Raw genomic sequence first — 25842 nt, forward strand, 5'->3', positions numbered from 1 at the left:
CCTATCCCTTCACCGCCCCCAGGGCCAATCCCCTGACCATGTACCGCTGAACGAAGGCGAACACGGCCAGCGCGGGAAGCAGCGCCAGCGTGGCGCCGGCCATCATGCGGCCCCAGTGGACGTCGTACTTGCTGATGAAATTGTACAGGCCCACGGGCAGGGTGAAGGTGGATTCCGTGTTCAGGAACATCACCGCGAAGAGCAGTTCGTTCCAGGCGCCGATAAAGGCAAAGAGAAAGGTGGCGATCAGCCCGGGACGGGCCAGCGGCACGGCCACGCGCAGGATCGCCCCCATGCGGTTGCACCCGTCGACCATGGCGGCCTCTTCGAGTTCCGATGGGACGCCCGCGAAGAAGCCCTGCATCATGAGCGTGCAGAAGGGGATGTTCAGCACGGTATACACGATCATCAGGCTGTAGAGCGTATCGAGCAGGCCGAGTATCCGGAAGATGATGAAAAGCGGGACGATGAGCACCACCACGGGCATCATCTGGGTCGCCAGGAAGACCAGGAGGGTGGCCTGGCGTCCCCGGAACCGGTAGCGCGCCAGGGCGTAGCCTCCCATCACAGACACGGTGAGCGTGCAGGCCGAGGCCAGGCTGGCGACCGTGAGGCTGTTGGTGAAAAACCGGGGGATGTCGGTGCGCAGGAAGACCTCGGCGTAGTGTTCCAGCGTCGGCGCCGCCGGGAAATACCGAAGGGGCCATACAAAGAGGTCCTGTGCCGGCGTAAGGGAAGTAGCCACCATCCAGTACACGGGAAAAACGGCGAAGACGAAGAACGCGCACAGTCCGGTGAACTGAACCCCTCGGCGCAATGGATGCATACGGATCATCGTCCCTGCCTTAAATAACTGCCTCAAATGGCGGCCTCGTCGCCGTAGAACCGGGTGAAGCGGAGGAATACGGCGGTGAAGGCCAGGGAGACCACGGTCAACGCCACGCCCAGGGCAGCCGAATACCCGAAATCCAGGCCCAGGAAGGCCTTCTGGAACACGTAGAGCGCCAGCGTGCGGGAAGCCCCGGCCGGACCGCCCCCGGTCATGACCCAGATCAGGTCCGCCCAGTTGAAGATCCAGATCGCCCGGAGCAGAATGGTGATGACGATGGCCGGCTTCACCATGGGCGCGGTGACGCGCCAGAAAGACTGCCAGGCCGTGGCGCCGTCCATGTCGGCCGCTTCGTACAGGCTCGGCGGGATGGCCTGCAGGGCGGCGAAGAGCATGACGGCGAAGAAGGTGACTCCGAACCAGATGTTGGCGAGCACGCAGGAGAGGAGCGCCGTCTCCTCGCGGGACAGGAACCCGACTTTCTGATCCAGCAGGCCGGCACGGATGAGCATGTCGTTGACCAGCCCGAATTCCCCGTTCAAGAGCCAGGCCCAGATGATGGCGATCAGGAAGCCCGAAACCGCCCACGGCGCGAAGACGATGGCCTGGAAGATCCCCCGGCCCCTGAACCGCGCGCTGTTGAGCAGCAGCGCCAGGCAGAAGCCAAGCAGGAACTGGAAGAACAGCGATACGACCACCCAGACCACGGAGTTCCACAGGCTCCGCCAGAAATACTCGTCCCCGAGCATGAACGCGTACTGGTCCAGTCCGACGAAGGGCGTATTGAGGGGATCCATCAGCTGGTATTCTCGCAGCGACAGCAGGAACACCGTGGCCATGGGGTAGAACAGGAATCCCGCGATGAGCAGGTAGGCCGGCGCCAGGAGCAGGTAGGGATCGGCCTTTTTCATGGCGAGAGGGGTTGCGTAGTGCCGGGCGGCTGCGAGATGCCCAGCGGCTCGGACGGCTCGGACAGACGCGGCGGCCGGGGCGTATCGGGGCCATGGCGTTCCACGTAACGCCGCTGGGCCCGGCCCAGGAAGTCGGCCAGCCGGTCGAGCGTCTCCCGCGGCGACTGCCGGCCAAGGAGCATCTTCTGCTGTTCCTCGGTGACCAGCACCTCGATGAATTCACCCATTTCGGGCAGGTAGCTAGGGTACCAGTTCTGCAGGAGCGTAGTATCGGTGGCCATGTCCATGAACGGCCGCAGGAACCCCTGGCCGAAGTAGGGGTCGTCCATGCCCTGATTTACCGTCGGCAGCACGCTCGCGTCCTTGCTGTAGGCGATGAGCTGCTCCGGCGACATCATCCAATCGTAGAACGCCAGGGCGCCGTCGGGGTTCTTCGCCTCCCTGGAAATCGACAGGATCCAGATGTCGTTGGAGGCCACGTGGGCCCGGGGTCCTGCCGGCATGGGTGCCGTGACCAGGGTCGATTCGTCCATGCCGTGATCCAGGCAGGTGCGCACCACTTCCGGGTCCTGCTCGATGCACCCGCAGATCCCGGACCAGAACCCCTGCACCAGTTCGTTGTATCCCCAGTTCACCGCGTCCGTAGGCGCCAGACCGTCCTGGTATATATCGTTCCAGTAGGTCAATCCTTCCACGTGTTCCGGGCTGTTGATGATGCAGTGCTGGTCCCCGTCGAACCATTCGTTTGTGCCGGAGAATTCCTCCAGGATGGGCCACCAGGTCCAGAAGCCCCCGCGGGCCCCGCGCAGGGCGTAGCCGTAACGGCCCCGGTCCTTGTCTGTGATCCGCTCCAGCAATGCGCGCCAGCCGGCCCGCGTCGCCGCGGGTTCCAGTCCCTGCTCGTCCAGCCACCGTCTGCGGTAGAACATGGCCCGCGTCGTCAGTTCCAGGGGCAGGCCGTAGACCCGGCCGTCCTCGATGGCCGTGCTGCTCTCGCACCGGAGCAGCGCCGTCCGCGTGAAGGCGTCGCGGTAGGGCCACGACGCATGCCAGGACGTCAGGTCCTCGATGGCGCCCATGGCCCGGAACTCGGCCATCCACTGGCCCGTCGCCGTAATCACGTCGGGCGGGTTGCCGCCGGCGATCATGGTGAGCAGCTTGGCGTGGCCCTGGTCCCACGGCACGGGCATTACTTCCACGCGCAGGTCGTCCCGCGAGGCCATGAAGCGGTCTACCTGACGGACCAGGGCCTGGTTCTTCACCTCGCCCATAGGGCTGAAGACCGAGACGGTCCGGCGGTCGTCCCTGCCTCCGCAGCCCAGCACGGCCGCGCCCGCGGCGGCGGTTCCGCCGAGACGCAGCATGTCGCGGCGGGTGAGGTGACGGATACTCCTGAGGGATCTGGTGTGATGAGGCATCGTGTGGGTTTCGCAACAGCAAATCGGACGCCTGGGCGGTCCAATGTACTGTCCGCACAGTCGTACGGCATGGTCTATTGACGCGCTATGCCGGCGGCCGCGGCGTATCCGGGCCGAACCGGTCCACGTACTTCTGCTGCGCCCGGGTCATGAAGTCGGCCAACCGGTCGAGCGTCTCCCGGGGAGACTGCCTTCGCAGCAGCATCTTCTGGTGCTCCTCGGTCACCCGCACCTCCAGAAACTCCCCCATCTCCGGCAGGTAGTTGGGATACCAGTTCTGCAGGATGGACGGATCCGTGACCATTTCCACGAAGGACCGGTAGAGACCCTGACCGAAGGCGGGGTCCTCCATCGCATCGGCGAAGGGCGGGATCATGTTGACGTCCCTGCAATATCTGAGCCGCTGTTCGGGCGCCATCAGCCAGCCGAGAAACGTCCATGCTTCATCCTTGTGCGGAGAGGCCGACGACATGGACGTGTACCCCCCGTCGGACAGGGCCACGCGGGCCCTGGGACCGGCAGGCATGACCGTGATGGAGAGGCTGTCTTCGTCCAGGCCGTGCTCCAGGCAGGTCCGGACGACCTCGGGGTCCTGCTCCATCGTGCCGCAAAGCCCCGACCAGAATCCCTGGACCAGTTCGTTGAAACCCCAGTTCAGCGAGTCGGGCGGGGCGAGGCCGTCCTGATAGAGGTCGTTCCAGTAGGACAGGCCCGCCACGTGGTCCGGACTGTTGATGATGCACCGGTGGTCTTCGTCGAACCAGGCGTTCGACCCGGCGAATTCCTGGGCGATCGCCCACCACGACCAGAAACCGCCCCGGGCCCCACGGAGCGCGTAGCCGTAACGCTGGCGGGAGGGATCTGTGATCTTTTCAAGCAGCGCGCGCCACTCCTCGCGCGTCTCCGCAGGCGCCAGGCCGTGTTCGTCGAGCCACTCGGTGCGGTAGAACATGGAACGGACGGCCACCTCCGTGGGCAGGCCGAATACCTGGTCCCCGTCGAAGGCCATGGTCGCCCGGGTCAGCCTTTTCACCTGTTCTGAATAGCCCTGGAGATGGGGCCAGTCCCGCACCCAGGGTCCGAGGTCCTCGAGGGCGCCCATGGCCCGGAACTCGGTCACCCACCAGCTGGGAATGGCCATGACGTCGGGCGGCGCGCCCCCCAGGATGGCGGTGAGGTATTTCGAATGGGCCTGGTCCCAGGGTACCTTGATGTGCTCGATCCGGATACCTGGATGGATGTCCATGAACTCCGCGATGAGCGGTTCCAGAGACCGGTGCTTCTCCCGCGTCTGGGCCGTCATGAAACGCACGGTCTTCCGGTCAGTCCGGCCGGCCTGGCCGGTTCGGCCCGCTCCGTCGTCACCGCCTCCGCCGCAACCGGTCACGGCGGCACTGAGCAGAGCGCCGCCGCCGAGCAGGGCGCCGCCGCCGATTTTAAGGACATCGCGGCGGGACAGTTTCCTGGGTTTGGCTGATCCGGTCATGGGATGGATGGGCGTTGATGCGGCCTACCACTTCTCGAGTTCGAAGGTCATCGCCGCGAAGGACAGCGGGGGAAGGAAACACTGGCACCTGCCCCCGGCGACCTTGATTTCCCGGTAGGGCTGCTTACCGACCAGGTCGGGATGCTCGAACGAATTGGTGGCCTTCGGGTCCTGGCCACCGGTGAGTATCTCGGCGCTGACCAGCGATTCGATCGGCCGGTCTTCGAGCACGATACGCAGGGGCACGTCGGTGTCCGTGCTGCGGTTCGTGACGAAGACATGTAGTTTGCGGTCGTTCTGGATCATCGCGGCGTCGATGTAATTCACCCGCCCGTAGCTTTCACTCATGTATCCCGCGCCGTCCACGAAGGTCCGGATCGACGTGCCTTCCTGCCGCCCCGCGTACATGGTGAAGGGGTGGTAGATGGACTGAACGAGCAGGTCGTCTCCCCGGGTGATCAGCGGGGCGATGACGTTGACGATCTGGGCGATGTTCGCGATGCGGACCGAGTCGGCGTGGCGGACGAAGCTGTTCAGGAACCCGGCGACGACGAGGGCGTCTTCGAGATTGTAGACCTCTTCCACCAGGTGCGGCGCGAACTTGCCCTCTCCGTCCGTTTCGCGGTTCTTGTACCAGACATTCCATTCGTCGAAGCACAGGTACGTGCGCTTGTTGCTCCGGCGCTTGGCCTGGACGAAACGGCATACCGCGTCCATCTCCTCGATCTGCCGGTCGATGGAGTTCGTGACCGCCAGGTAGTCCGGCGTATCGTCCTTCGGGTTGCCCACGTAACGATGCAGGCTGATATAATCGGCGTAATCTCCCAGGTAGTCGAGGACCTGGCGGTCCCATTCCATGTAGGTGTCGAACATGTCCACGGAGCAGGAACCGCAGGCGACCAGTTCGATCCGCCGGTCCGCGTCCTTCATCATCTTCGCGGCCTGCTGGGCCCGGATCGCGTACTGGTCCGCCGGCACATGACCGAGCTGCCAGTGGCCGTCCATCTCGTTGCCCAGGCACCACAGGGCGACGTCGTAGGGCATCTCCTCCCCGTTGCCCACCCGGATGTCGGCGAAGTTCGTGCCCGCGGGACAGTTGCAGTACTCGACCCAGTTCCGGGCTTCCTCGGGCGAGCCCGTGCCGAGGTTGACCGTGAGCATGGGCTGCCAGTCCATTTTACGGCACAGCCGGATGAACTCGTCGGTACCGAAAGCGTTCGGCTCGATGCTCTGCCAGGCGAGCTCGCGCACGGTGGGACGCAGCTTCTGCGGGCCCACGCCGTCCATCCAGTGGTAGCCGGACACGAAGTTGCCGCCGGGATACCGCATGACGGTCATGGACTGATGTTTCATCGCATCCATGACGTCCGTGCGGAACCCGTCCTCGTCCGCGTGCCTGCAATCCGGGTCGAACACGCCCTCGTAGACGGCCCTGCCGATATGCTCCAGGAATCCGCCGAAGATCCTCGGATCGACCGGCGCGATCTGGAATTTCGTGTGCGCGTATAGTGTCGTCTGTCGCATACAGTCCGCGTTCCTACGGGTTTACATCACTTGGGTATACACCACCTGGATCTACACCACCTGGGCCGTGGTCTTGTAGTGCATCTTGGCCACGGAAGGCAGTTTGTCCACGCCATGCCGTTCGACGTATTTCCGTCCGGCGGCGACGACCGGCGCGCCCGCGCCCTTGGGCAGGGTAAGGCCGGCCTCGCTCGACAGTCTTTCCAGGTATTCCAGGAACCGGTCCCGGGCGAGAATGGACGCCGCGGCGACGGCCAGGTACCGCTCTCCCCGGTGTTCCTGGATCAGTTCGATCTCACGGCCCTTTTTCATGAGCCGGGACCGAATGTAGCTTTCGTTGCCGAACTGATCCGTCACGGCCAGTTGACACGGGGCGCCTTCCAGCAGGCTTTCGATGGTGCGGGCGTGCCCCCAGGCCAGCAGATGGTTGAGATTCCTGCCTTCCCGCCGGAATTCCTCGTACAGCGTGTTGTATCGTTCCGGCGGTATGATCACCTCGCGGTATTTTCCGACGCAGATCCGCCTGATCTCGGCCGCCAGCTTGCGGCACGTGGCGTCGCCCAGCTTCTTGGAATCCCGGATGCCCAGGGTGACCAGCCGCTCCCGGGTCCCGGTTTCGACCAGGACGCCACCCACCACCAGCGGACCAAAATAATCGCCCTTGCCGGACTCGTCCGTCCCGATGTGGGGAAGGGGAAGCTTCCGGGTCCCGGCGCCAGCGGATCCGTTGGCGCTGCCGGATCCATCGCCGGCCGTTTTCGCGGGCTCATCCAGGAAGGGCGACAGCACGTGCAGGATCACCTGGAGCAGATGATCCGCCTTGCCCTGGATCATCAGGGTGCCCTTCCTGTACTGCTTGAGGACCAGTCTTTCTCCTTCGTCCTCGAAGGCCAGCACCCAGTCGCACCAGTCTTCGGTCCTGCGTTCCGTGGGGCCGAGGTTTTCCAGGGCCTCGAGGATCCCGCGGCGCGTGCCGGCGTCGGCGATATCGTATCTGCGGGATACGGGTTCCGGTCTGCCTCGGTTCATCGGTCACCGCTTTCCGATCGTGCTAGGCGGGATCGTCACCGGACCGCCACGGAACCGGCATGTTCAGCTGCTGAAGCTTGGATTCGAGTTCTTCCCGCTCCCGGCTGCGGCGCAGCTTGCCTGACTTTGAAATGTACCGGTATTCCACCAGTAGTTCGTTGATTTTTTCGTTATCGCCCGCCTGGATCGCCCGGATGATTTCCCAGTCGAGGTGGGTCAGCTGCATGGCGTTCACGCTGTAGTCCAGAAAGGCCTGCCATGCGATGGGACACCAGGCCGACACGATGCGGTGTCCGATCAGATGGGCGTACTGGCGGATCTCCCATTGCGCGTGATCATCCATGCGCAGCAAGAGGAACCGCAGCAGGTTCAGGAGATTCACCTTCCAGTAGGCTTCCGTGTAGGTGGACAGGGGCAGGTCCTTGCGGGCCTGTTCGCGGGCAATTCCGGCCTCGATACGTTCTTCGTAACGGGTCCGGGCGGCCTCCTGGAGTTCCCGTTCCTTCTCGGTGAAATAGGCGCCCCGCTCCGTGTCGACAAAGCCTCCACTGCCCTGACGGTTGCCCTCCGCCTGAAACCTCCACGCATCGGGCGACGTCGTCTGTGTCGCGTCGATCGCCAGCGAATAGCGGGTGCTGTACTCGTTGACCGAAGCCGTCCGATGCCGGATCCACTGCCGCCAGCAATCCATGGGCACCCGGAGATGGAATTTGATGTCGCACATCTCGAAGGGGGTGGTGTGCTGATGCCGCATGAGATAGCGGATCAGCCCCCGGTCCTGGTGCACCTGCCGGGTTCCGGCGCCGTAGGACACGCGCGCGGCCTGCACGATGGAATGATCGCTGCCCATGTAGTCGACGACGCGGACGAACCCGTCGTCGAGCACCTTGAAGGGTTCGCCCAGGATCTCGTCCAGTTCGGGTACTACCGGACGGTCGAGATGTTGCGCTTCGATCTGTTCGGGTACTTCGGGTTCTTCGGACACGGCATCCCGCAGTTTTGGGACGTGGTTTTAAAGGGGAAATCCGGCGTCCGTTCCGGGTTGCGCAACGACGTTCACCACCACGGCATTCACCACGGAAATGGACTTGGGGACGTTAACCGGGGCGGGCATGGCTGTCAAGGCATTTTGTAGGCTTCGGAGCGGGTATTCAGATCGATGTTTTTATCGTTGCGCCGCGCATCTGCCGGGCTATCTTCTGTTGCTTAAGCACCCGAAATCAAAATCAAAATTGCTACTCCGTCAGGAGGGTTTCTCCATGCCCGAATCGCCGGTCTTTTCCACCATGAGCGAAGAGGAACAGTACTTGTACGACCTGCAGGGCTTTCTTCACGTGCGCGGTTTCCTGGACGGGGACGAAGTACAGGCAATGAACGCGGCCCTCGACGCCAATCCCGACCGGCTCGGAACATACGACGGCCCCAACGAACTCAGCGGCGACTGGCGGGACAGGCCCTTCGAAGGCAAGTACGCACCCTTTCGCCATTACGAGGGCATGCTCACCTGGCCGCAGCCCTGGTGCCAGCCCTTCCGCGACCTCCTGGCCCATCCGAAGATCATACCCTATCTCAACACCCTCTTCGGCCGCGGCTGGAAGCTCGACCACGGCGTCGACGTGCTGATCGCCGAAGCGGGTTGCGAGGGGCTCAAGATCCACGGATCGGGAAACGCGACCTTCAACGGATCCCGGTACTACCACTATCACAACGGGCGCATGCGCTCGGGCTTGATCGTATGCCAGTTCACCCTGGCGGACGTGGACCCCGGCGCGGGTGGGCTCTGCGTCATCCCGGGCAGCCACAAGGCCAACTTCCCCTGTCCGGAGGACATCCTGACCTGGGAGGCCAACCAGGACCTGGTCCATCACATCGTACAGAAGGCTGGCGACCTGGTGATCTTCAACGAGGCCACCGCTCACGGCACCCTGCCCTGGCACGGCAAGCACGACCGGCGGGTCGCCCTGTACCGGTACACGCCCAAGTACCTGCACTACGCCGGCGGCATCTACGAAACCAACCTGCCGGAATGGACCTCGGAACTGACCGAGGCCCAGCGCGCCGTGCTGGAACCGCCCTACATCTATCACCACCCCATCGTGGAAGACGACGGCGAAACCGTCGTGCGGCCTCGGAGAGAGGGCGAGTGAGGATTGCAGGGCGAGATCAGAATCAACAAAAACGACTAACACGTAATGTAAGACTGCAATAAAGGCGGCGGAAATCCTGTTTCAGTCGCACTGCCGATCAAGTCCAGATTGACAGAGTGTGAACTGTAGTTTACATTACGTATGATCGAGATCATTGAAAGTGCCGTATTCAGGCGATGGGTCCGTGGCCTGTCTGATCGTAGCGCGGTTGCACGCATCAACGCGCGTTTGCGAAACATCTCACTGGGTAATGCAGGGGATGTCAAGTCCGTGGGACACGGTCTGTTCGAAATAAGATTACATCATGGACCAGGCTATCGGATCTATGTCCTTCGCGAACGAATGAGGATGATCGTACTCTGTGCCGGCGATAAAGACAGTCAAAGGCGGGATATTGCGTACGCCCTCAGGCTGGCGAGGGAATGGAGGTGGAAATGAGTATTTCATTTTCAAAATGGAAAGTGACGGAGCACCTGCGCACCTTGGAAGACGCTCGTCACTATCTGGAAGCATGCGCGAAAGAAGATCCGGGAGATGGCAGCCTGATTCGTGCCGCCCTGAACGATATCGCCCGATCGGGGAACATGAGCTGGCTAGCCCGTGAGATTGGAATGAGTCGGGAAGGGTTGTACAAAGCACTGTCGGAGGACGGCAATCCCGCATTCTCCACGGTAGTTCGAATCGTGCGTGCCCTGGGTCTCCAGGTGCGGTTTACTGCGTGATCAGTTCAAAAGGTTAATAATGTACAATCTCCACAGCAAAACCGCCCTGGTCACCGGCGCGGGCGGGGAACGGGGCATCGGCCGCGCCGTCGCCACGCGGCTCGCGATGGAAGGCGCGGACATCATCGTCAGCGACCGGGTCGCAAATCCCTATCCCGGCGACTCGTCGGAATGGCAGGGACTGCCCTCGGTGGTCAGAGAAATCGAGGCGGCAGGGCGCAGCGCAGAGGCCATCCTGGCCGACGTCTCGCTGGCCGGCCAGGTGGAACGGCTCGTATCCGGGGGGATCGACCGGTTCGGCCGCATCGACATCCTCGTGAACGGCGCCGGCTCCCTGCCGGGCAAGGACCGCGTGCTCGTCGTCGACATGGAAGAGGAAGCCTGGGACAAGGAGATGAACGTCAACGCCAAGGGCGTGTTCCTCATGTGCCGCGCCGCGGCGCGCCACATGATCGAACGGGGTGAGGGCGGTAAGATCATCAACATCGCCTCCACGTCGGGCAGGATCGGGCGGAAGCGATTCTCGGCCTACTGCGCGTCCAAGGCGGCCATCATCCGGTTCACCCAAGCCCTGGCACAGGAAGTCGGTCCCCACGGGATCAACGTCAACTCGGTGTCGCCCACCGCGGTCGATACGGAACGCCTCGGATTCATCGAAGAGGCCGTAACCGACGGCGTCGTCCAGGGCACATCGTGGAAAAACAGCGAAGCCCACCGGGCGTTCATCCAGGAGAAGGCCGGTATTTCACCCCTGGGACGGGTGGCCCGGGGCGACGACGTGGCGCAAACGGTCGCCTTCCTGGCCTCACCGGAGTCGGACTACCTCACGGCCGTGGACCTGGTGGTGGCGGGCGGCGCGGAGATCTTCTGATGAGTCCTCGTAAACCCCGCCTGGACGGCAAGGTGGCCGTCGTGACGGGCGCGGGCGCGCATAGCGACGTGACGGGCACCGGGCAGGCGACCGCCGTACTCCTCGCCCGGGAAGGCGCGAAGGTGCTGCTGGCGGACCGAAGCGCGGAGAACGCCGGAAAGACGCTGGCCGTCATCGAGGAAGAAGGGGGCACGGCGTCGGTCTTCGCCGGGGATGTGACCCGGTCGGCGGACTGCCGGGCCATGACCGAGACCGCGGTGGACCGGTACGGCGGGCTGCACATCCTCTTCAACAACGTGGGGCTCAGCTATCCGGGTACGGTGGTGGACGTGCAAGAGGAACATTGGGACGAGATCATGTCCGTGAACCTCAAGGCCATGATGCTCGCGAGCCGGTTCGCCATACCGGCGATGATGGATTCCGGGGGCGGATCCATCATTAACGTGGCGTCCGTCGACGGATTCCGGAGCGGATGGTCGTACAACGTCGCCTACGAGACTTCCAAGGGCGGGGTCATCGCCCTGACGATCAACATGGCGGTACAGCACGGCAGGGACGGGATCCGCGTGAACTGCATCGCCCCCGGTCACCTGCACGGTTCCTTCACTGCCGGGCTGTCGGACGCGCACCGGGAACTCCGGTGGCGCTCCACGCCGCTGGGTACCGAGGGCACGGCATGGGACGTTGCCCACGCGGCCGTCTTCCTAGCCGGCGACGAATCCCGCTGGATCACGGGGATCACGCTCCCGGTCGACGCGGGCTCCTCCATCGCGCTGCCCCTTTCGGTCCTTCCCAGGGACGAAGGCGGCATCCTCCCCGACGCCGAAAGTGCCCGTTTCTGACCCTGGAACCTTCGCCCGTTTGGAAATCCCTTAAAACATAAAGCCGATCCTCCCTGTTCGATCGTTGAATGGAGAGAACCGGCCTCGGGATGATTCGTTGCCAATGGCGATCGGGTCGACGGGCCTCGTCAAGGCCGATGAGTCTTCATTCGGGGCTGCTTACGGGACGACCGATCTTCCTCCGGAGGCGGTGGCGGCGGCTTCACGGCGGGCGGTTCGTCCTTCGGAGGTGGCGGAGGCGAAGGTGTCCTGTCCGGCGGCCGTTCATTCTTCGGAGGGGGCGGCGCCGCGATCGGCGGTTCATTCTTTGGTAACGACGGATTCACCGGTCGCCGGTCATCCCGTCGTGGCGGCTTCGCCGTCGGCCGATAGTCCCGTCGAGGCGGCCTATAGACGGTCGGGCGGTCATAGGACCGGCGGGGCCGGCGGGGCCGGTAAACGGTCGGCCGATCATAGTACGAACGGGGTCGATAGACGGTTGGCCATACCTCCCCTTGACGGGGTACTAAGACGTTTGTCAGGTCATCCGATTGCCGGATCGCGATCGCGTCGATCCTGAGCGTGTAGGCTTCGTTACTCCGGTCCGCGTCTGTTTTCTCACCGGAGAAAAACCGGGCCACGTTCTCGAGTTCGGAATATAGTGAGACCTCCTCTTTGGTCTCCTCCACTTTGACGATGAGCAGCCTGTTCGCCCCGATCTGCGATGCGCTCAGCCGCAGCTTATTTACGAGGGCCTCCCGCGCCGTCCCCGTGATGTGGATGGCCGCGACGCGTATGTAGGAACCGGGCCCCAGTTCAGACACGTTGAAGATGGTCTGCACGTCGAAGTACCCGACCGATGGAAACGCGCCCTGGCTGTCCAGCCAGACTACCGTCGTTTCCGATCCGTCCGACGTGCCTGAACCGCGCGAGCCGCCGGACCCGCCTGAACCGAGCTGGGAGTACGACGAGCATCCGGCGATAACCAAGGCAAATGCGAATACCAGACAGCGCATAGTAGACCTCCTGTCTTAGGAATCGCGGAATAGTCTGTATTGGATTCTGTGATTACTGAAAAAGCGTCGCTGTTTGATTGTAATGTACTAATTATTTGATAAACAGGAAACAGTTTCTGTGGAAGGCTGGGATGCCCGGAGGGAGGGCGTCCGTGGACTGGGCGTCCGCCGGACCATCGTGGACGATGCGTGATATGGACCACGATTTGGTAAAGGCGATCGCCCGTTCTATTCCGGTACGTAGGCTTTCGGCGCCATGGCGTCGATATCGGTGACCACGTCGACGACAACCGGTCCGTCCGCGGCAAGCGCTTCTTCGAGCGCCGGCCGGATCCGCTCCGGGTCTTCCACGCGTATCCCCTTGCATCCCAAGGACTTGGCCACTCCGGAGAAATCGATGTCCTCGAAGACCCACAGGTCGTCCGACCCCTGGCCCCGCTCGCCGCTCGCATCTTCGAAAGCATCCCGGCACTGGTTGAAGGACCGGTTGTTGTTAATCACCGTGACGGTGTTGATCCCGAACCGGGCGGCCGTCTCGAGTTCCCCGAGATGGTACCAGAATCCGCCGTCGCCGGTGAAGCAGATGACGGGACGGTCCGGCGCCGCGCACTTGGCGCCCATGGCCGCGGGGAAGGCCCAGCCCAGGGACCCGGCGCAGCGGAGGTAGGTCTGTCCCGGGTTCGTGATCTCGATCATGGCGCCCGTCCACATGCCGGCGTGGCCCGTGTCCGACAGGAGGATGGCGTCGGATGGGAGGAATTCGGTGATTTCGCGGCAAAGCCGCTCGGGGCGAATCGGTACGGCGCCGGATCGGAGCAATCCGTCGAAGTCGGCCCGCCACCGTTCGACAAGCACGCGCACGCGCTCCGTCCAGGCCGCCCGGTCCGGGACCGGAACCACGGCGTCGATGAGGCGTTCCAGCGTCGCTTTCGCGTCGCCCTGGATGGCGATTTCGGCGGGATAGTTGCGGCCGATCTGGGTAGGGTCCACGTCAATCTGTATGACCGGCGTCCCTTGCCGGGGTATCTGCCAGAAGTGGCTGACCTGCCCGCCGGTATGGCTGCCCACGAAGATCACGAGGTCCGCCTCCGAGACGATCTCGTTGGCGCACTTGCGGGAGTAGGTGCCCACCACGCCCGCGGACAGGGGGTGGTCCTCGAGTATTGTACCCTTGGCGTTTAGCGAAGTCGCCACCGGGACGGAGAGCTTCTCCGCCAGCCGGACCACCTCGGCCTGCGCACCCGATGCGGTAACCCCACCCCCCGCGACCAGTACCGGCCGCTCCGACCGGGCAATGCGTTGCACCGCATCCACGACACGATCCGGCTCCGGTTCGGACCGGAAGGCCGGATACCGGGCGAAGGACGCCTCCACGGTCACCTCGGCGTCGAGCTTAGAGCCTGCCGCGAGATCGCCGGACAGGCCCAAGAAGTCCAGGTGGACCGGACGGGGCGCCCCCGTGGTGGCCTCGCGGAAGGCCTGGCGCAGCAGGAAGGCGATCTGTTCCACGCCGTCCACGTAGGCATTGAACTTGGTGACCGGATCGTAGAGGGGGCGGTGGTCGATCTCCTGGTAGGCCTGTTGGTAGAGGTAGTGGGGCATCCAGCGGCCCGTAATGGCGATGACCGGCGAACACGCGAGCCAGGCGTCCTGGAGCCCGGCGGCGAGATTGGCCGCGCCCACGGACTGCGCCATGGCGATGCCGGGACCGCGGGCGATCCGCGCGTATCCGTCGGCCATGTACGCCGCGGCCTTCTCGGAATGGCACCGGATCCGCCGGATACCCAGTTTCTCCATCTCCACGAGGGCGCCGTCCAGCACATAGGGAACGTGGAAGACGGCCCGGATCCCATAGCCGTGCAGCATCTCGGCGATGTACCGGTAGCCGGTCATTTCATCCATCGGGGTTCCTCAGTGAGATATTGTACTGTATGATCGGCCGGAGGTGATTCACCGCCTGAGAAGATTCACTGCGGATCTTTCGCCACATGTGGCCCTGTTGCGGCACGGACCCGACGGAATCGGTACAAATAAAAACAGGGGCGGTTCGGGAACCGCCCCTGATCGATCGAAGTAGCGGGGGGAGGATTTGAACCTCCGACCTTTGGGTTATGAGCCCAACGAGCTACCAGACTGCTCCACCCCGCGTCGTCTATCCAATAATATACGGAATTCGCGGTTTCTGTCAACTGCTTTTTGCCGAATGCGGCACGTCCGTCATCGCCGAACCATCGGTGATACCGCACCCCGCGAAGAGGGTGCGCTGCACCGCCATATCGTGGTCCAGGGTATAGTCCGGCTTCTTCGCGCCGGATATACAGGCCGCGAGTTCGGTCAGCAGTGAAGGCGGCCCCTGCGGCGTGGGAACGGCCACCTCCTGCCATCCTGCCGCATAGTCTTCGAAGGTATCCGCCAGCGAAAGTGTCAGGTTGTTTGAACCGATCGGGGTATGGATGGCCGTGCCCCGGGTCCCGTACAACTCGATGCGCCGGGTCAGCCCGCTCTCCACGTGCATGGACGCGGTGTCGATCGTCCCGAGGCCGCCGCCGTCGAACCGGTGGACGACCACCGCGTTGTCCACGTGTTTCCGTTCGCCGTGGAACTGCCCGAACGTGGCGTCCACCTGCCGCGGATCGCCCATGAACGTCACCATGATGTCGACCAGGTGCCCGGCCATTTCGAAATAGAGTGAACCCTTGTACCGGTCGAGTTCCTCCACCAGCCGGGTGTGATAACCCATGGGCTTCGGGATGTGCCCCCTGAAGTAGAAGGGATCGCCCAGCGCGCTGGCCCTGCAGAGCCGGATCATTTCGGCGATCGCCGGGTTGTAACGCCACATGTAGGCCATCTGCAGGTGCAGGTGCTTGCGCCGCGCCGTTTCGTGAAGCCGCTCGAGTTGGGCCATGTCCACACCCGCCGGCTTCTCGAGCAAGACGTGCTTGTCCGCCGCCAGCGCTTGCTCGGCATAGTCCAGGTTTTCCGATACGCGGCCCTCGCAGATGATTGCTTCCGCATCGCTGTCCAACGCCTGCTCAATCGATTCGAAAACAGGGATGTCCGGCAGATTCGACGCCCAGTCGCCCAGCTTCGCGTTCCGGATCTCGGGATCCGGCTCATAGACGCCCACGAGCTGGAACTCGTCCGGCCGGCTCGCGGCGTCGCGGATATGCATGACGGTGTGGCTGTGCCAGAGGCCCAGGTAGGCGAATTTCAGGGACATCGGGTTTCCTTTCGAGGAACGCGGCTCACTGCTGAACGTTCTGGATCACTTCGGCCGGTTTCATGCCGGCGGTCTTGAGCGTTTCGCGGGTAACCATAGCACAGGTCAGAACGTATATGACGAGCACGGGCAGGGCAACCAGTAACGGAGAAACATCCGCCCTGTACGCGTATTGAGCGATCCACTGGCCGTATACCCAGTAGACGGCGGGTAGCGCGATGACCAGGGAAAGTACGACGGAACGGGAAATGGCGGTGACGTTCATCCGGACGATGTCACCCGCGGAGGCGCCGTGGATCTTGCGAATGGCGACATCCCGGATCCGGTTGAGCGTGAAGAACACCCCGTAGTTGTAGATACCTGCAATGGCAAGCGCGAAGGCGACTAGCGCCAGCAGAAGGAGCGTGTCCAGGATCTGCCGGTCGCTGCTGTATTGTTCTTCCAGCCTGGCATCCAGGAAGAAGTATTCGAACCTGCTGTTGGGCAGCAGTTCACGGAACGTACGCGACAGGAAGTCCAGGGTCTCGTCCTGGTTCGTCGGCTGGATATCCACGATCAGGTGGGTCAAGCCCTCATTGGAAAAAGCCAACATCAAGGGCTCGATGGCATGATGGGCCGACCAGACGTGGAAATCGGATACGACGCCCACGACGCGCACCCTTCCCACGATGTCCTGCACCGTCCCAACGTCGTCTTCGTCCAGTCCGAGCACGTTGAAAGCGGTTTCGTTCAACATGACCACGTTACGCAGCTCGTTTTCTTCAAAGTCTCTACCGTGAAGCAATGGGATCTTGAGTGTCTCCAGGAAGCCGCGTCCTACCGACAGCATCCCGATCGTAGTCTGGGTTTCGGTTCCCCTGATCTCCTGCATGACCTGCATGATCGGGAAGAACCCCGGGTGACCTCTGGAGAAGCCGACGCGGACCACGTGGGAATTCCTTTCGAAACCTTCGGCAAGCCGCTGTTGCAATCCAGCCGCCGCGGCAACTGGAATAACGATCTTGTTCTCCTTCTCATACCCCATTGGCTTATCCGTCAGGAAGGAAACCTGGTTGTAGACCAGGCCGGTCAACAGCAGCAAGGCGACGGATATGGCGAGCTGGAAGAACAGCAGTCCCTTCCTCAGCGTGTTGGCCGTCCAGTTGGTGCCTACCCGGTTCGCCATCATGTCCACCGGGTTGATCCGGTAAAACACGAAGGCTGGACATACACCCGCTACCAGCCCGATGACGAGGAAGGCAAGCCCGAGTAACCCGACGTATACCACCCCGATTTCGGATCGGGAAAGATGCTCGAGGAGCGTAATCCCGCTCGCCCGCAACATCAGCACCCCCGCGACCGAGACGGCCACGGCGACCAGGCAGTTCATCAGCGTCTCGACGACCATCTGGCTGATTACCTGCGTCCTGGCAGCCCCGAAGGACTTGCGCAGGCCCATCTCTTTCACCCGGCGTATCAGATGGGCGATGTTGATGTTCACGTAGTTCGCCACCGTCATAAACGAAATGAGCAACAGGTACACGAGGGCGAAGTAGACGTAGTTTATATCTCCCTTCATCGGCGCCCAGTATGGCGAAAAGTAGATCTCGGACAGGGCTTCGAGGGAGAATGTCTGGGAATATCTGTCAGGGACAAAGGTGTCAGGGAATGCTTCCAGCTTCTCGAGGAAACCGCGCAGGGTATCTTCCCCGTCGTCGACCAGCAAGACATAGGTAAGGAACTGTTGCATCCCCCAGCCGAGATCGGATTCCCGGCCGACCAGCATATCGGGTAACGTGGCAAAGGAAATGAAGATGTCCGGCCGCAGGTGGGAATTGCGGGGAACGTCATCCACGACGCCAATAACTTCCACGGGTCCCGATTCCAGTTCGTCTGAATGCAGCAGTTTTCCGACTGGATCCTGTGTGCCAAAGAACCGGTTGGCCACGGTGCGGCTGACCAACACCGTGTTCGGCCGGTTGAACTCAGCGATCGTCGACGGCGGAATCGTACCAAAGGAGAACACATCGAAAACGTCGGGGTCCGCAAAGGCAATATTATATACACCGGATTCGGCATGAACGTCGGCTGATGCCCTGAATGACCTGGAACGGTAATAGATCCGCGCGGCCGACACCACTTCCGGATAGTTCTCGACGAGCGTCGGGGCAACCCGCCCGGAGTTGTTCGGACTCGTTTGTCCGAATTGGGGATTGTACACCAACACGCGGTAGATCCGGTCGCCCTTTTCGTGAAACCCGTCGTAGGACATCTCGAAGAGGACGTAGTTCAGCCCGAAAATCACCACGATGAAGTTCAGGGTGAATCCGAAGACGTTCGCGGCGAACACGCCTTTGTTTTTCGAAATTTGCCGGATTGCGGATATGATGTAGTGGTAAATCATGGGGCCACCGCTGCGTATCTCGGTCAAATCCGACTGATCGGCTGAGCCGTGTTGACCGGAAGCAGACATAGAGGTGTTTGGGAAAAGAGAGATAGAACTGTGCAGATTCTAAGGTATGTAACGTTATTCGGCGATTCAAATAGTTTTGGGGCACCGATGACCGGGTTGCCCAGGTAGATTGTGGATTATCCTTTGACACTCCGGCGGTTTCCATCCATATAGAACCCGTCCATGCCCACTGACCTCTTCGTCTTCGTCCTGCTGTCCGCCGTCCTGCACGCCACGTGGAATTTCGTCGCCCGGCGCAGCTCTGGAAATCTGACCGTCTTCTGGTGGTCCCTCTGGATCAGCTGCCTGTTCCTTCTGCCCTTCGTGGCGATCGTGGCCTCCGGTATGGGCCCCGCGGGATTCCTGGCCATGCTGGAAGCCGGATGGTTCTACGTGCTCGCCACCGGCGTCATCCATACGTTCTACTTCCTGTTCCTGGCCCGAGCCTACGAACACGGAGAGATCTCCCTGGTCTACCCCATCGCCCGGGGATCGGGCATCGGGCTTACGGGATTCCTCGGATGGCTGCTGCTGGGCGAAGAACTGACGCCGATGGGGGTGGCCGGCATCGGCCTGATCTGCTTCGGCATTCTGCTGATGGGCGTATCGGTCTTCCGGCACACGAGGGCCGTCAACCGTGGATTCGCATCCGCCCTGGTGGTGGGCGCCACGATCGTGAGCTACTCCCTCGTCGACAAGGTGGGCGTGAGTATCGTCCATCCCGTCGTATACATCTTCGGCATGTTTTTTTTGAGCGCCCTGTTCGCCACGCCCTTCGTCGCGGTCCGTCACCTGGGGATCCGGTGGCGCGGATTCGCGGAGACCTGGAAGCCCGCGGCGCTGATCGGCGTCGGATCCACGGCTGCCTACCTGATGATCCTCTTCGCCATGACCGTGGGCCAGGTGGGCTATATCGTCGCGTTGCGGGAGTTCGCCGTAGTGCTCGGCGCGGTGCTGGGATTCGTCTTTCTCAAGGAGCGCGTCACCCCGATGAAGGTGGGTTCGGTGCTGATGATCGTCGCCGGTCTCGTCTTCATTAAATTCGGTTGAAGCATGACGCGAAACACCACATTTACGCGCCTTGCTTTTGAGGGCAGGAATGACTACATTGCCTAGCGATTCCTATCGAGATCCGATCGTGACCCGATCCGTCCTCGCGCTTTGCAGCTGTCGCAGGATGATCAATCAAGGAGAATTGCGAACTTGTCCCGTCTGAACCGACGTTCCTTCATTCGAAACACCGCCATATCCGTTGGCGCGTTGACCGTCGGCGCCACGGCGCTGCAGGGCCTGATCGCCCGGCGCGCCCGGGCCATGTCCGACGGGTACGCCCACCTTGTCGCGCCCCGCGGGGAAGGGGGATATGGACCCCTTTCTCCCGTGCCCTCGCAAAACACGGGGGAGACCCTGCTTGAACTGCCGCAGGGATTCTCCTATACCGTTTTCGGCAAGAAAGGCGGGCTCATGTCGGACGGCCATCCCACGCCGCCCGCCCACGACGGCATGGCCGCCTTTCCCATAAACGGGATGGTTCGGCTCCTGAGAAACCACGAGATCAATACGGGCAAACCGGTGGAAGCCATCGGCAACCGGGACGCGGCCTACGATCCCACGGCGCCCGGCGGCGTCACCACGCTGATCGTCGATCCCGCAACCCGCGAACTGGTCCGCGATTTCGTCAGCGTGGGCGGGACGCTCCACAACTGCGCGGGCGGCCCCACGCCCTGGGGGTCCTGGATCACCTGTGAAGAAACCACCATGGGTACGGACCGGTTCTTCAGTGCGCGCTGGCTCCAGTATCTGGGCGGGTACGACAAGGAGCACGGGTACTGCTTCGAAGTGCCGGCGGACGCCGAGGAGAGCGTGGAGGCCGAGCCTCTGACCGGGATGGGACGGTTCGTCCACGAGGCCATCGCCGTCGATCCGGCCTCCGGTATCGTGTACGAGACCGAAGACAACAATCCCAGCGGATTTTTCCAGTACATCCCCGATCACCCCGGCGAGCTTGCCCGGGGAGGACGCCTGCGCATGCTTGCCGTCAAGGATCGGCCCGGATATGACACGCGCGATGGCCAGACCATAGGCAATGCCCTGCCCGTTACCTGGGTGGAGATCGAAGATCCTGATCCCGCGGGGGCAGGTCTGGACAATCACCTGGTGTACCAGGAGGGGGCCGACAAGGGCGGCGCCGCCTTTGACCGCCTGGAAGGGTGCTGGTACGGCAACGGACGCATCTTCTTCACAGCGACTACCGGGGGCGACGAAGGCCTCGGCCAGGTATGGGAATACCTCCCCGATAGTGACGACGAAGGCGTGCTGACGCTCCTGTTCGAATCGCCCGACGCCTCGCTCATGGCCGCGCCGGACAACGTCTGCGTGAGTCCCCGCGGCGGCCTGATCGTGTGCGAGGACAACCGGAACGGCATTCAGCACATCCGGGGCCTGACCAGCGACGGCCGCGTGTTCGACGTGGCCCGGGACGTGGCCGGCATCGCCTACCGGGGCGAATTCGCCGGGGCGACCTTCAGTCCGGACGGCGAGACGCTCTTCGTCAACATGCAGCGGCCCGGGCTGACCTACGCCATCTGGGGCCCCTGGCAGAAAGGTGCGGTCTAGGACCGTGGCGACATAGCATCGTCCAGGGAGTACGATTGTTTTCCAGGGAAATCAACGCATTCAGAGATCGGCTGGCCGGCGGTGAACTGTGTCTCGGTCCCGCCGTGACCTTCACAGATCCGGCCGTGACCGAGGCTTTGTGCGATTCAGCCGACTTCATCTGGATCGACACCGAGCACACGGCAATGAACCTGGAGACGGTCACGAGGCATCTGATGGCTGCGCGCGCGGGGGGCACCGCCGCGCTGGTCCGCGTGCCTTCGAGCGCCATAGGGCATGTCAAGCCCATCCTGGACGCCGGCGCGCCCGGGATCGTCGTCCCGCAGGTCCGTTCCGCCGCCGAGGTGCGAGGCGTGGTCGACGCGTGTCGATACCCGCCCTCGGGAGACCGGGGCTTCGGACCCCATCGCCCGTCGAACTACGGACGGGCGTTTGCTGATTTCGACGCCTACGTCGACGACATGAACCGGGACCTCTTCGTCTCGGTCCAGATCGAGCATGTAGAGGCTTACCGTGAACTGGAGGCCATCGCGGCCATATCCGGCCTGGACAGCCTGGTCATCGGGCCCGTGGATCTGAGCGGTTCCATGGGCACCCTGGGGCGGCTCGAAGACGACGAAATCGTGACCGCCATGGAGCGGATCATCGACGTGGGGCACGAGGCGGGCCTCTCCATCGGCATGGGCATGGGATCGCAGTACGCCTTCGGCCGTCGCTGGAGCAGCCGGGGCGTAGACTGGATACAGGTTGACTGCGACTACAGCTACCTGATCAGTGGTTTCGAACGGGTCGCCGCCGGAGTCCGCGGCGACGGTTAAGCACGCCTTCAGAAAGGCATCGGACTGGCTACCGATTCCCGCCGCACTTCATCGGAAGATCAACTCTACGTTCTGCGTACGCCGCCCGAACCGCTCGCGGACTTCTGTACAGCGGCGATGGCCGTGGCGGGACTCTCACGGGTGGACGCCAGGCTGACGGCGGACGTCCTGATCCGCACCGACATGCGCGGGATCTTCACGCACGGCACGGTCGCGTTGAGGCGATACGTACAATTGATGCGCGACGGCGGGATCGATGTAACCGCCGTACCGGAAGTCACGAACGACGGTCCCGCCTGGGCGCGGATCGACGCCCGCCGGGCCGTGGGCATGGTGGCCTCGCACTATGGCATGACGGTGGCCATGGACAAGGCCGCACGCTGTGGGATCGGCATGGCCACGGTTCGCCGGAGCAACCATTTCGGCGCGGCATCGGCCTACACGGTCATGGCGGTAGAAAATGCAGACCGACCCTTGATCGGCCTCGCCATGAGCAATACCGACGTGGTCATGAACATTCCCGGCGGACGCGGCGCGGCCATCGGCAACAATCCCTTCTCCTACGCCGTCCCGGCACGGTCCCAGCCGCCCATCGTGCTGGACATCGCCATGAGCACGGTGGCGGGGGGCAAGGTGGCCTCGTACCAGGCCCGCGGCGAACCGCTCCCGGAGGGATGGCTCACCGATGCGGAAGGGCTTCCGACAACGGATCCCGGCGTATTCACCGTCACCGGCGCCCTGACACCTTTCAGTGCGCACAAGGGCTATGGCCTGGCATTACTGGTGGAATCCCTGGCCGGGGTGCTGGCCGGCGCGGGGGTCACGACGGACATTCTTTCCTGGTCCAAGGTCTCCGACGACACCTGCGACGAGGGACACACCTTCATGGCCATCGACGTGGGCACCATGATGCCGCTCGACGACTACTACGACCGCATCGACGAACTCATCCGCCGCATGCGGGACGCACCGAAAGCGGCCGGAGTGCAACGCACCTACGTGCCCGGGGAGATGGAACTCGACAGCGAAGCGGTTTCCCGGCGCGAAGGCGTTCCGCTCACGCGCATGGCGGCGGAGAACCTCAAGGGCCTGGCCGAAGATACGGGCCTTTTGGACAGTCTGCCCTTCGACCTGCCCTGAAGCGCATCGTTCGTTGAAGCTATGAGCGCGGCCGGTCCTCAGGATCGACGTACAGACGACTGGCAGAGAGGACTACGAAATGCCCACCGTAAACCGTGCCGTCGAGCTGCTCAAGCAGGGCCAACCCATTTACTACGGCGGCGCCGGCGAACTGAGCTATGAAAAGGGTGTCGAAGCCTCCGGAAGATGGGAGGACTACCTCGTCGTCGAAATGGAGCACGGCCTCTTCGACCTGCCGAGTCTCAAGGCTTTCATGACCGGGCTGGTGGACGGCGGTCCCGCGCCTACCGGGCACCTGACACCCTGCATCATCGTCACGCTGCCCACGAACGGGACCAGCGAGGCCGTCATGCGGGCGAATGCCTGGATGGTCAAGCAGCTCCTGGCACTGGGCGTACACGGACTCCTGCTGTGTCACGCGGAGACGCCGGGCGCCGTGCGGGCCTTCGTGGAAGCCGCCCGATACCCTTTCCATACCCGGGGCGTGGGCGACGGACTCGAAGTGGGCCAGCGCGGCTCGGGGGGCCAGGGCTTTGCCGCGCGCAACTGGGAACTCTCCGTGCCGGATTACGTGAAGCAGGCCGACGTCTGGCCCCTGAACCCGGATGGGGAGCTGATGCTCGGTCTCAAAATCGAGAACCAGCGCGCCCTGGCCAACGTCGACGAAAGCCTCGCCGTACCCGGCATCGCCTTCGCTGAATGGGGTCCCGGCGACATGGGAATGTCCTTCGGGTACCCGGACCGCCACGATCCGCCCTACCCGACGGAGATGATCGCCGCGCGGACCGCGGTGCTGAACGCCTGCAAGGCCAACGGCGTCGCCTTCCTGGACGGTGCGACGCCCGAGAACGTGACCGACCGAATCGACGAGGGCGTAATGGTCTCGGGCTGCAGCCGGGAGGCCGCCGAAATCGGTAAGCGCCATACCGGGCGCGATTCGGAAGACCCATCGGGCAGCGGAAGCGCATGACGACCTACACCGTGTACTTCGCCGGCGATCTCTTCGACCATAAGCACCTCGCCGGAAACGAACTCCTGGCCGGGGCCGTCGATCACCGGTCCGCCGGTCGTTACGCCTGCGTCCTGCCCCAGGACCTCGAACAGGCGTCGGAACGCATGGTCGACATACGGAACCAGGACCTCATGCAGGTCATGGCCTGTGACCTCGGGCTCTTTAACTTCGACGGGACGGACCTGGACTCGGGCACGGTGGTGGAGTTCATGATGGCCAAGATGCTCGACATCCCATCCGTCCTCCTCCGTTCCGATTTCCGGGCGTCGGGCGACCAGGAACGGGAAGGCGATCCCTGGAACCTGATGTGTTCCTTCTATCCCCGGTCGCAAACGGTCCAGTTCAACGCCATGGCGTGGTACCAGGAAGCGCGCCGGGACGGCGGCCCGGGCGGCGATACGGGGCACGGAGGCACGGAGGAAAGCGGTCCCGGAGACGGTGCACAAGCGGCCGGCTGGTCCGACCGGCTCTACAACCGGATGGCGGACGCCGTCATCGAAACGCTGGACGCGGTACGGGCCGAACCCTCCGCCTTCGGCGGCGACGAAGCGCGGATCAGCGCAGTCTACGCATGGGCGGCGCAGTTTCCGGGCAGCGGGTTCGACACCCTGTGCGGACCCGGATTCGTGGAGAAAACCATAGAGGAAAAGCGTCGCAAAGGGCTGTTGTAAACCGGGTAACAAGCCGCAGCCAGCCCGGACTGGAATCCAATAAGAAAAGGGAGCGCGACATGATCGACTATGGCATGTTCCTCATGCCGGTGCACGACCCGGCCAAGCCACCGGGACAGTGCTACGACGAAGACATGGAACTGCTGGTGCGATCGGAGGAACTCGGTTTCAGCGAGTTCTGGATCGGCGAGCACCACTCGTCGAGCTACGAGAACATCGTCATGCCCGAGATCTTCATCGGCAAGGCCCTGGGGCTTACCAGCCGCATGCGGCTCGGGGCCGCGCCCGTTTGCCTGCCCTACCACCATCCCGCCCATGTGGCCGGCCGCCTGGCCTTCCTCGATCATCTCTCCCACGGCAGGCTGAACATCTGCTTCGGTCCAGGCGCGATCCCGACCGACCTGGAGATGTTCGGGATCCGGCCCGAGGACTCGGGCGCCATGGTGGGCGAGGCGATCCAGATGATCATGACCCTCTGGACCACCGATCCGCCCTACGACATCAACGGACGGTTCTGGCAGGTGCACGTGGGCCGGGAAGTCCGGGAGGACCTGGGCGTCGGCGTCTACCTCAAACCTCTGCAGAAACCCCACCCGCCCCTGTCCGTGCCCGTGATCATGCGGGATTCGGCCGGGACCCGCATCGCGGGCCAGAAGGGCTATTCTCCCTTCAGTCACCACATGGTCGCCGCGAACGTGCTGGCGAACCACTGGGAGACCTACGCCGGCGGCGCGCAATCCGCCGGACAGGAGCCGGACCGGCGCAAGTGGAAGATCTCCCGCAACATCTTCGTGGCGGATACGACAAAGGAAGCCCGCGAAATGGCGCGGAACAATTCCCTGGGCAAGTGCCTGGAATACATCATGAAGCTCACGGACCTGGGACCGGGACGGGCATTCTGGAAGAGGGACCTGGACATGCCCGACTCCGAATGCACCCTGGACTACATGATGGACGAGCAGGTCATCGCCGGCGATCCCGATGAGTGCGTGCGGCAGCTGCACCGCATGATGGAGGAGACGGGCGAATTCGGCACATTCATCATGACCGCCCACGACTGGGACGACCGGGAGGCCTGGATCAACAGCCTGGAACTGTTCGCGAAAGAAGTCATGCCGCGGTTCAACCGGTCGTTGGGTTACGCCTGAGTTTGCCGGGCG

The 25842-nt window shown here is 63.1% G+C and carries 23 protein-coding genes and 1 tRNA gene; 12 read left to right on the forward strand and 12 right to left on the reverse strand.

Going from position 1 to position 25842, the window contains the following annotated elements:
- Position 1: 1 nt before the first annotated feature.
- From F4X08_11840 to F4X08_11870, 7 genes are all read right to left on the reverse strand, one after another.
- A complete protein-coding gene (locus tag F4X08_11840) occupies positions 2-835 on the reverse strand; it encodes a carbohydrate ABC transporter permease (protein ID MYD26494.1) in 834 nt (277 codons plus the stop codon).
- Between the two features lie 23 nt (positions 836-858).
- Positions 859-1740: a sugar ABC transporter permease gene (locus F4X08_11845; protein MYD26495.1), complete on the reverse strand. Its 882-nt coding sequence runs from the start codon at positions 1738-1740 to the stop codon at positions 859-861.
- Positions 1737-3158: a sugar ABC transporter substrate-binding protein gene (locus tag F4X08_11850; protein ID MYD26496.1), complete on the reverse strand. Its 1422-nt coding sequence runs from the start codon at positions 3156-3158 to the stop codon at positions 1737-1739. The genes F4X08_11845 and F4X08_11850 overlap by 4 nt, the downstream gene beginning before the upstream one ends.
- 85 nt (positions 3159-3243) lie before the next feature.
- Positions 3244-4644 (reverse strand): sugar ABC transporter substrate-binding protein, encoded by a 1401-nt coding sequence (locus tag F4X08_11855; protein MYD26497.1) that lies wholly within the window; start codon positions 4642-4644, stop codon positions 3244-3246.
- Positions 4645-4668: 24 nt separating this feature from the next.
- Entirely contained in the window at positions 4669-6168 is a 1500-nt protein-coding gene (locus tag F4X08_11860; GenBank protein ID MYD26498.1) for an alpha-N-arabinofuranosidase, read from the reverse strand.
- A 51-nt stretch (positions 6169-6219) separates the two neighbouring features.
- A complete protein-coding gene (gene rnhC / locus F4X08_11865) occupies positions 6220-7197 on the reverse strand; it encodes a ribonuclease HIII (GenBank protein MYD26499.1) in 978 nt (325 codons plus the stop codon).
- 22 nt (positions 7198-7219) lie between these two features.
- Positions 7220-8152, reverse strand: a complete 933-nt coding sequence (locus F4X08_11870) for an FAD-dependent thymidylate synthase (protein MYD26500.1) — start codon at positions 8150-8152, stop codon at positions 7220-7222.
- A 304-nt stretch (positions 8153-8456) separates the two neighbouring features.
- Between F4X08_11870 and F4X08_11875 the strand changes: the two genes are divergently transcribed.
- The 5 genes from F4X08_11875 (at position 8457) to F4X08_11895 (ending at position 11779) form a co-directional block, all read left to right on the forward strand.
- Positions 8457-9344: a phytanoyl-CoA dioxygenase family protein gene (locus F4X08_11875; protein MYD26501.1), complete on the forward strand. Its 888-nt coding sequence runs from the start codon at positions 8457-8459 to the stop codon at positions 9342-9344.
- 141 nt (positions 9345-9485) lie between these two features.
- Positions 9486-9782 (forward strand): type II toxin-antitoxin system RelE/ParE family toxin, encoded by a 297-nt coding sequence (locus F4X08_11880; GenBank protein ID MYD26502.1) that lies wholly within the window; start codon positions 9486-9488, stop codon positions 9780-9782.
- Entirely contained in the window at positions 9779-10066 is a 288-nt protein-coding gene (locus F4X08_11885) for a putative addiction module antidote protein (GenBank protein ID MYD26503.1), read from the forward strand. The genes F4X08_11880 and F4X08_11885 overlap by 4 nt, the downstream gene beginning before the upstream one ends.
- A 19-nt stretch (positions 10067-10085) precedes the next feature.
- Positions 10086-10937, forward strand: a complete 852-nt coding sequence (locus tag F4X08_11890) for an SDR family oxidoreductase (protein MYD26504.1) — start codon at positions 10086-10088, stop codon at positions 10935-10937.
- Positions 10937-11779: an SDR family oxidoreductase gene (locus F4X08_11895; GenBank protein ID MYD26505.1), complete on the forward strand. Its 843-nt coding sequence runs from the start codon at positions 10937-10939 to the stop codon at positions 11777-11779. Before F4X08_11890 ends, F4X08_11895 begins: the two co-directional genes overlap by 1 nt.
- 128 nt (positions 11780-11907) lie before the next feature.
- Here F4X08_11895 and F4X08_11900 read toward each other — a convergent pair whose 3' ends face one another.
- The 5 genes from F4X08_11900 to F4X08_11920 all read right to left on the reverse strand — a co-directional run bounded on the left by F4X08_11900 (position 11908) and on the right by F4X08_11920 (position 18446).
- The gene (locus F4X08_11900) at positions 11908-12774 is read right to left on the reverse strand and encodes a hypothetical protein (GenBank protein MYD26506.1); all 867 of its coding nucleotides are present in this window, start codon (positions 12772-12774) and stop codon (positions 11908-11910) included.
- Between the two features lie 228 nt (positions 12775-13002).
- A complete protein-coding gene (locus F4X08_11905) occupies positions 13003-14667 on the reverse strand; it encodes a thiamine pyrophosphate-binding protein (protein ID MYD26507.1) in 1665 nt (554 codons plus the stop codon).
- A 181-nt stretch (positions 14668-14848) separates the two neighbouring features.
- A tRNA-Met gene (locus F4X08_11910) sits at positions 14849-14922 on the reverse strand.
- 37 nt (positions 14923-14959) lie between these two features.
- A complete protein-coding gene (locus F4X08_11915) occupies positions 14960-15994 on the reverse strand; it encodes a Gfo/Idh/MocA family oxidoreductase (protein MYD26508.1) in 1035 nt (344 codons plus the stop codon).
- A 25-nt stretch (positions 15995-16019) separates the two neighbouring features.
- Positions 16020-18446, reverse strand: a complete 2427-nt coding sequence (locus tag F4X08_11920) for an FtsX-like permease family protein (protein MYD26509.1) — start codon at positions 18444-18446, stop codon at positions 16020-16022.
- Positions 18447-18608: 162 nt separating this feature from the next.
- Here F4X08_11920 and F4X08_11925 point away from each other — a divergent pair, with 162 nt between their 5' ends.
- From F4X08_11925 to F4X08_11955, 7 genes are all read left to right on the forward strand, one after another.
- The gene (locus F4X08_11925; GenBank protein ID MYD26510.1) at positions 18609-19475 is read left to right on the forward strand and encodes an EamA family transporter; all 867 of its coding nucleotides are present in this window, start codon (positions 18609-18611) and stop codon (positions 19473-19475) included.
- A 117-nt stretch (positions 19476-19592) separates the two neighbouring features.
- On the forward strand, positions 19593-21041 hold the full coding sequence (locus F4X08_11930; GenBank protein ID MYD26511.1) for a DUF839 domain-containing protein: 1449 nt from the start codon (positions 19593-19595) through the stop codon (positions 21039-21041).
- The gene (locus F4X08_11935) at positions 20828-21859 is read left to right on the forward strand and encodes a hypothetical protein (protein MYD26512.1); all 1032 of its coding nucleotides are present in this window, start codon (positions 20828-20830) and stop codon (positions 21857-21859) included. The genes F4X08_11930 and F4X08_11935 overlap by 214 nt, the downstream gene beginning before the upstream one ends.
- 117 nt (positions 21860-21976) lie before the next feature.
- Positions 21977-22999, forward strand: a complete 1023-nt coding sequence (locus F4X08_11940) for an Ldh family oxidoreductase (protein MYD26513.1) — start codon at positions 21977-21979, stop codon at positions 22997-22999.
- Positions 23000-23078: 79 nt separating this feature from the next.
- Positions 23079-23969 (forward strand): hypothetical protein, encoded by an 891-nt coding sequence (locus F4X08_11945; GenBank protein ID MYD26514.1) that lies wholly within the window; start codon positions 23079-23081, stop codon positions 23967-23969.
- Positions 23966-24682: a nucleoside 2-deoxyribosyltransferase gene (locus F4X08_11950; protein MYD26515.1), complete on the forward strand. Its 717-nt coding sequence runs from the start codon at positions 23966-23968 to the stop codon at positions 24680-24682. The genes F4X08_11945 and F4X08_11950 overlap by 4 nt, the downstream gene beginning before the upstream one ends.
- Positions 24583-25830 (forward strand): LLM class flavin-dependent oxidoreductase, encoded by a 1248-nt coding sequence (locus F4X08_11955; protein ID MYD26516.1) that lies wholly within the window; start codon positions 24583-24585, stop codon positions 25828-25830. Before F4X08_11950 ends, F4X08_11955 begins: the two co-directional genes overlap by 100 nt.
- Positions 25831-25842: the final 12 nt, after the last annotated feature.

The organism is Gemmatimonadota bacterium, from assembly GCA_009841265.1.
In the GTDB taxonomy this organism is placed as follows: domain Bacteria; phylum JAAXHH01; class JAAXHH01; order JAAXHH01; family JAAXHH01; genus JAAXHH01.

Excerpts from the sequence above, each read along its gene's own strand:
- F4X08_11890 (MYD26504.1), top strand. The coding sequence starts at position 10,086 with ATGTACAATCTCCACAGCAAAACCGCCCTGGTCACCGGCGCGGGCGGG.
- F4X08_11885 (MYD26503.1), top strand. The coding sequence starts at position 9,779 with ATGAGTATTTCATTTTCAAAATGGAAAGTGACGGAGCACCTGCGCACC.
- F4X08_11925 (MYD26510.1), top strand. The coding sequence starts at position 18,609 with ATGCCCACTGACCTCTTCGTCTTCGTCCTGCTGTCCGCCGTCCTGCAC.
- F4X08_11955 (MYD26516.1), top strand. The coding sequence starts at position 24,583 with ATGGGCGGCGCAGTTTCCGGGCAGCGGGTTCGACACCCTGTGCGGACC.
- F4X08_11840 (MYD26494.1), bottom strand. The coding sequence starts at position 835 with ATGATCCGTATGCATCCATTGCGCCGAGGGGTTCAGTTCACCGGACTG.
- F4X08_11895 (MYD26505.1), top strand. The coding sequence starts at position 10,937 with ATGAGTCCTCGTAAACCCCGCCTGGACGGCAAGGTGGCCGTCGTGACG.
- F4X08_11915 (MYD26508.1), bottom strand. The coding sequence starts at position 15,994 with ATGTCCCTGAAATTCGCCTACCTGGGCCTCTGGCACAGCCACACCGTC.
- F4X08_11845 (MYD26495.1), bottom strand. The coding sequence starts at position 1,740 with ATGAAAAAGGCCGATCCCTACCTGCTCCTGGCGCCGGCCTACCTGCTC.
- F4X08_11940 (MYD26513.1), top strand. The coding sequence starts at position 21,977 with ATGGCCGTGGCGGGACTCTCACGGGTGGACGCCAGGCTGACGGCGGAC.
- F4X08_11850 (MYD26496.1), bottom strand. The coding sequence starts at position 3,158 with ATGCCTCATCACACCAGATCCCTCAGGAGTATCCGTCACCTCACCCGC.
- F4X08_11900 (MYD26506.1), bottom strand. The coding sequence starts at position 12,774 with ATGCGCTGTCTGGTATTCGCATTTGCCTTGGTTATCGCCGGATGCTCG.
- F4X08_11950 (MYD26515.1), top strand. The coding sequence starts at position 23,966 with ATGACGACCTACACCGTGTACTTCGCCGGCGATCTCTTCGACCATAAG.
- F4X08_11920 (MYD26509.1), bottom strand. The coding sequence starts at position 18,446 with ATGTCTGCTTCCGGTCAACACGGCTCAGCCGATCAGTCGGATTTGACC.
- F4X08_11875 (MYD26501.1), top strand. The coding sequence starts at position 8,457 with ATGCCCGAATCGCCGGTCTTTTCCACCATGAGCGAAGAGGAACAGTAC.
- F4X08_11945 (MYD26514.1), top strand. The coding sequence starts at position 23,079 with ATGCCCACCGTAAACCGTGCCGTCGAGCTGCTCAAGCAGGGCCAACCC.
- F4X08_11860 (MYD26498.1), bottom strand. The coding sequence starts at position 6,168 with ATGCGACAGACGACACTATACGCGCACACGAAATTCCAGATCGCGCCG.
- F4X08_11905 (MYD26507.1), bottom strand. The coding sequence starts at position 14,667 with ATGACCGGCTACCGGTACATCGCCGAGATGCTGCACGGCTATGGGATC.
- F4X08_11855 (MYD26497.1), bottom strand. The coding sequence starts at position 4,644 with ATGACCGGATCAGCCAAACCCAGGAAACTGTCCCGCCGCGATGTCCTT.
- rnhC (MYD26499.1), bottom strand. The coding sequence starts at position 7,197 with ATGAACCGAGGCAGACCGGAACCCGTATCCCGCAGATACGATATCGCC.
- F4X08_11880 (MYD26502.1), top strand. The coding sequence starts at position 9,486 with ATGATCGAGATCATTGAAAGTGCCGTATTCAGGCGATGGGTCCGTGGC.